4 protein-coding genes are annotated in these 5934 nt (G+C 69.7%); 3 read left to right on the forward strand and 1 reads right to left on the reverse strand.

All coding sequences use genetic code 11. The annotated features are described in order from the left end of the window. The first annotated feature begins 495 nt into the window (after positions 1-495). The gene (locus KJ554_07010) at positions 496-2673 is read left to right on the forward strand and encodes a hypothetical protein (protein ID MBU0742076.1); all 2178 of its coding nucleotides are present in this window, start codon (positions 496-498) and stop codon (positions 2671-2673) included. Positions 2674-2789: 116 nt separating this feature from the next. Here KJ554_07010 and KJ554_07015 read toward each other — a convergent pair whose 3' ends face one another. After that, on the reverse strand, positions 2790-4259 hold the full coding sequence (locus KJ554_07015; protein ID MBU0742077.1) for a DUF2779 domain-containing protein: 1470 nt from the start codon (positions 4257-4259) through the stop codon (positions 2790-2792). 238 nt (positions 4260-4497) lie between these two features. On the opposite strand from KJ554_07015, the gene KJ554_07020 reads away from it, so the two are divergent. Beyond that, the gene (locus tag KJ554_07020) at positions 4498-5607 is read left to right on the forward strand and encodes a hypothetical protein (protein MBU0742078.1); all 1110 of its coding nucleotides are present in this window, start codon (positions 4498-4500) and stop codon (positions 5605-5607) included. Positions 5608-5635: 28 nt separating this feature from the next. Then, positions 5636-5934, forward strand: a 299-nt coding sequence (gene yidD / locus KJ554_07025; GenBank protein ID MBU0742079.1) for a membrane protein insertion efficiency factor YidD, incomplete at its 3' end; no start/stop codon positions are given.

Below are 5934 nucleotides of genomic sequence, written 5' to 3' on the forward strand. Positions count from 1 at the left end.
CGCCAGCTCGGCCAGCGTGTGGGCGCCTGAGAGCGCTTCCAGAGCGACCCGGGCTTTGAACTCAGCTGAGAATGAACGTCGTTTGGCCATTGCTCCTGTCCTTCGCGTTTGAGGGCGGGAGCCACCTTAGCATACTGTCCGAATATTGGGGACCACCTCTGGCTACCATCCCCTTGCCCCCGGGCGACTACGATTTCACCCTGCGGGTCCGTACTGCCGACGGGCGCGCCCGCGACGAGTACACGTTCCGGTTCCACGCCGGTGACGGCAGCTCGGGCGTGATTCGATGACATGGGGAATCGTTCGCAGGGCGGGACCTTCGGGGCCCGCCCCTTCTCGTGCGGAGCACGTCTCCAGCCCCGACCGTCTCCTTGAAATCCCCGACCGGCCCCATTCACGTCCGCTTCGCCATGGTGTACACTGATCGTCGCCCCTCACCCCCGACCGGCCCGTCCGCTCGGGGCTGAACCTCAGTTACCCGGGGGAGAAGTCGCCATGCATACCCCGTCCGCCACCTGCCGCCTACCCTTGCTCCTGGCCATAACCGCCGCCCTGGCCGCCGCCACCGCCGCCGCCGCCCCGGGGGACGCCCTGAACGTCTCGCTCGAGAGCCGCTGGGCCGACGGCCCCTCCTACGCCGTCCACGCCGAGGGCCACATCGTCTACTGCGGCAACGGCGGCGTCCTCGAGATCTGGGATTGCTTCAACCGGTTCTCCCCGTATCTGCTGGGCAGGCTCGCCACCCCTTCGGCGATCTTCGACATCGAGGTCTCCGGCGGCTACGCCTACCTGGCGAACTACCAGGCGGGCCTGCTGGTCGTCGACGTCGGCGACATGCGCGCGCCGGCCGTCGTCGCCCGGCTGCAGACCGACGGGGACCTCTACCGGATCGCTCTCGACGGGAGCCTCGTGTACGCCTGCGACTTCGACTACGGGCTGCGCATCATCGACGCGAGCGACCCCGCGGATCCGACCGAGATCGGCAGCTACCTGACCGACTGCCGGCCGTCCGACGTCGTTGTCGCCGGCGGGCTGGCCTACGTGGCCGACATGTACGACTCCGGCCTGATGATCCTCGACGTGGGCTCCCCGGCGACGCCGGCTCTGGTCGGCTACTACTACGGCGACGATCCGCCGTGGGCGGTGGACCTCGTGGGCACGACCGCCTATCTGGTCGGCGACTACGGCGGTTTCGCGGTGGTGGACGTCTCCGACCCCGCCGATCCCGGCGAGGTCGCCACCGCCTGGATGAACGACGTGGGCTACGACGTCACCGTCCAGGGCGACTACGCCTTCGTGGCCAACGACTGGGACGGCCTGGGCATCTACGACCTGTCCGCCCTGCCGTCGATCACCCGTGTCGGCCACCGCGACACCGCGGGCAAGGCCTGGCGCCTGGCGCTGGCGGGCGACGTCGCCTACGTCGCCGACCAGGCCGGCGGCCTCTACGCCCTCGACGTCACCGGCGCCCCGGTGATCGGCCTGATCGATCACCGCCAGACGCCCGGACTGCTGCAGCCGGTGGCCCTCCACGGCAACTTCGCCTACCTGAGCGACGAGTCCAACGGCCTGTGGATCGTCCGGTGCCGGCCGCCCGCCTACCCCGTCGAGATGGGATTCTGCGCCTTGCCGGGCTCTCCCTACCACCTCGACGTCGCCGGCGACTACGCCTACGTGGCCTGCTACGCCGGCCACCTGCAGATCGTCGACGTCAGCGATCCGGCCGCCCCGTTCCCCGCCGGATACTACGAGACGCCCACCTACCCCCTGGGCACCGGCGCCGTGTCGGTCGCCGTGCAGGGGACCTACGCCTACCTAGTCGATCGCTACTGGGGCCTGTACGTCCTGGACGTCACCGATCCCACCGCGCCGGTCGGGGTCGGCAGCTGGGGCATGATCTCCTATCCCATGGACGTGGACGTGGCGGGCGACTTCGTCTACGCGGTGGACCAGATCGCCGGCTTCCGCATCTTCGACGTGAGCGATCCGGCCGACCCGGTCCAGCGCCACTTCGTCTCCCTGGAAGGCACCTCCTGGGCGGTCACCGTCGACGGCGGCCGCGCCTTCGTCTCGCGGGGCTGGCGCGGCCTGACCGTCTTCGACGTCTCGGACCCGGACGCCATCGCGCTGGTCACCCACTACACGGGCCTCTCCAACTGCAAGGAGGTCGCCGTCTGCGGGGATTACGCCTACGTGGCGGACGGGGGACGGATGCGCGTCCTGGACATCGCGTCCCTGCCGGCGATCGCGGAGGTGGGGTACTACGACACCGGCGGCGGCGCCCTGGGCATCGCCGCCGCCAGTGACCTGATCCTCGTCGGCGATTGGGAGGACGGCCTCTATCTGCTGAGCAACGATCTCGTCCTGCCCTCGGCGGCCGACGACTCGGCGCCGGCGCGCCCGGTGCTGCGGCAGAACTTCCCCAACCCGTTCAATCCCCGGACCACGATCTCGTTCGACCTGCCGGCCGTCGCCCGCGTGGCGCTGGCCGTCTACGCCGTCGACGGCCGGCGGGTGACGACCCTGATCGACGGCGAGCGGGGGCCCGGCCCGCACCGGGTCGTGTGGCACGGCCGGGATGCGGCCGGGCGGCCGGTGTCCTCGGGCACGTACTTCTACCGGCTGGAGGTGGACGGCCGGCGTGCGGTCAGGGGGATGGTGCTGTTGAAGTAGATCGCGGTTTCGCGGTTCATCGCCGAAACAGCGTGACAGAAAGCCCGATTCACGCTTTGGGGTCATTATCGACGGAGAGATCATTCCCTTCGCCCGGTTTCTCGCCGGGCTGACGCTTAACGCGGAGCGAGGGCCGACAACACTCCCAGCACCTCCAACAGGGCCTGCGTATCCTGCTCGCAGTACTCCCGCAATCCTTCCAGCACCCGCCGTTTCTCTGCCGCGTCCACGTCGCCGAACACCGCCCGCTGGAACTCGCGCATGGCCTGGTTCCCGTCGGCGATCGCCATCCCCGCGTAGCCGCGGCCGGTCAGCGCCGGCAGCACGTGCTTGAGCGAGCAGCTGCCCCGCTGCTGCGGATGGTGGTACCAGAAGTTCCGGAAGGGCGTGAGCAGGTCGCTGAACCTGTCGTCCAGCCCGTCCAGGAACGCGGCGTGCCCGGGAAAGCCGGCGGCCAGCTCGCGCAGCACCCCCCGTTCGAAAACCGTGTTGAAGGCCAGGATCGTCCCTGTCGGACCGATCCCCCGCAGTGCCTCGATCAATCCCGGCCGCGGATCCTCTGCGGTCTCGGCCAGGTACGCGAGGTGGCGCGGCGCGGCGCCTTCGCTTTCGACGACGTGCAGCGAGAACTGGAAGGGCACTTGCTGGTAAGGACCCGTGCCGTCGTAGAGCGGCACGGCCGCGGCCACCGTCTCGAAGTCCAGGCAGTGGAGGGGATACGCGAGGCCCTCCAGCCAGGCGCGCAACGGCCCGGGCTCGACGTGCGCCCGGCCCGACGCGACGGTCCGCTGCTGGATCAGCTGCTTCCCGTTCAGCGCGTCGGCGGGCGCGTCCGTCAGCGCCAGCACGCCCCGGTCGATCAGCGCGAAGACGGCCTCCTTGCGCGCCCGGTACAGCTCCAGGACGGGGTGCTCCGGCAGGTGCGCCGAGCACATCGGCCACAGGTCGCAGGGGTGGGGCGACTTGCAGTGCGGGCCGAGGGGCGTGTCGGGACAGTCGCCCGCGATCACGCCGCGCATGTCGGCGATCTGCGCCGGCACCTCGGCCTGCAGGGCCCGCGCCTCGTCCGTGACGTCGGCGCGATGGAACAGCCCGGCCGGGTCCACCGCGCCGCGGCGCACGTACGACGCGTCGATATGCATCAGGTGCAGCCGCCGGAGCTTCACGCGCGCGCGTTCGGCCAGGCGGGCCTGGAAGGCCACGTCCGCCAGGTTCTGCGGCTTTACGCCCGTGCCGCTCTTCACCTCGATCAGGTCCCAGGCGTCGCCGTCCGCCGGGACCAGGATGTCCGCCCGGCAATAGACGCCGTCGTCCAGGAAGCTGGCCTCGAAGATCGGTCGGCGGGCGGGCAGCAGCGCGCTCGTCGCGGCGGCGGTCCGACCGAGGTCCGCGAAGTCCATGGGCACCTCGACGCCGTCCGGGTACAGACGCTTCGCCAGGTCGCCAACCTGGTGCCCCGCGTCGAAGATCGCCTGCGTGGCGGCGTCGACGGGGGGGAAGGCGTCGCGCCGGTTGAAGTGGTGCCACAGCAGCTTGGGGCACTGCAGGCCGGCGAGGTATTTCGATTTGGAGATGGTTCGATTCATGACGGGATATCCTTTCCCGATATTGCCAGAGATGGGACTGATGCCAGGGTATTCGGCGCCGGCGATGTTGTCCAACGATGTAGAGCGCTGGCTTTGGAACCGGCGCTTACACGTCGGCGTGGGCACCCAGCGGCTTTCCCGTTCGATTATCATTTGACCCGCCCCAAATTGGTGCGGTATGTTCAAAATCGCCCTTGATCTTATTGCCAAATAAGAGGTGACTCAAAGGGGTACCGATATGTCCCTCCCTGCAGCGCGCATTCCCATCCTGCTCATAGGCCTCATGACCGCGACGGCCTCCCTGGCCGCCGGGACGGCCGCTCCCGATTCCAGCCGCGCGGTCGAGGCCGCGGCGACTGCCGTCGCGGCGGCGGTGGGTGACGCCGAAACTCCCGCCCTGCCTGGTTCGGCCTGGGGCGCCCTGCCGGAGCGCGCCGAGGCCCAACCGCCCCCCGACGATGACGAGCAGGAGAAGGAGCGGGTCCCCAAGAAGAAGGTCCGTAGGAAGGGCGAGAGCCGCAGCGCCTCCGACGACGACGACGACTCCAGCTGCTTCTCGTCGTGCCTCGAAGGCGTCTTCATCAGCATGCTCACGTCCTCGGACGAGGACGAGGACGAGGAAGAGACGGGCTACGTCGAGCCGCCGGCGCTGGTGGCGGACGAGCCGGAGCCGGCGCCCGGCGACACGCTGCAGGAACGGACCTATGCGCAGTACGTCGACGAGCCCGCTCCCGAGAAGGTCTTCACGCCGGCCGCTTTCGGCCTGGTCCTGGATCTGTCCTGGTGGCGGAGCGGCCCCTCGGACGTCTGGAACGAGTACCGGCACGGCGGCGGGCGTTTCGGCGTGGGCGGCAACTTCCTCGTGGGCGGGAGCGCCGAGATAGGGATCGACGCCGCTTTTTCCTGGGCCAAGGGCTACCCGCTCTACGACTACGAGACCTCGACCCGGCTCGAGTCGCCCCAGATCTCGCACCTCTGGCTGCTCGACGTCGGCCTGCGGGCCGGCACGATCCACAACCTGGCGTCCGGCGGGCTGTTCCTGCGCTGGGGGCTGGGCCCCCGCGTGTACCGGGTCAAGGAGTCCGCGGATCTGGACGTCTACGAACTGCCGGGGCCGACGGACCTGACCTACCGCAAGGAGACGCTCTCGGCCTGGCGCCTGGGGGGAGACCTGCTCTTCTCCATGTTGTGGCATACCGAGCACGAAGTCTTCGTCGGCTTCAGTGCGCGCTTCTTCGTCATCCCCTGGGAATCGGCGCGCGAGAAGTCGCTGACCCTGGACTACATAGGCCGCAAGAGCCTGGTGGGGTTCAGCCTCGGCCTGGCGGTCCAGTTCAATGGGCTGTGATCGCGACGCCGGCCCGCGCCTGTCGTCCATGCCGGCATGGAGGACGGTCGTGTTGGCCGCGCTCGTCCTGCTGACCGCCGCCGGCGACGGGCTCGCCGACGGACGCGCCGACGAGCCGGGCGAGCCGCCCCGCGATCCGGCCGGCCTGGCCCTGGACTTCTATCAGCACTACCTCTCCTCGCTGCGGCACGCCCGCTGCCGCTTCCACCCCAGCTGCTCGGAATACGCGCGCCTGGCCATCGCCCGTCACGGCCTGTTCGGCGGCGCCGCGCGGGCCGCCGACCGGCTCATGCGCTGCAACGCCTCGGCGGGGCGCTTCTACGCGCG

Source organism: bacterium (assembly GCA_018814885.1).
In the GTDB taxonomy this organism is placed as follows: domain Bacteria; phylum Krumholzibacteriota; class Krumholzibacteriia; order LZORAL124-64-63; family LZORAL124-64-63; genus JAHIYU01.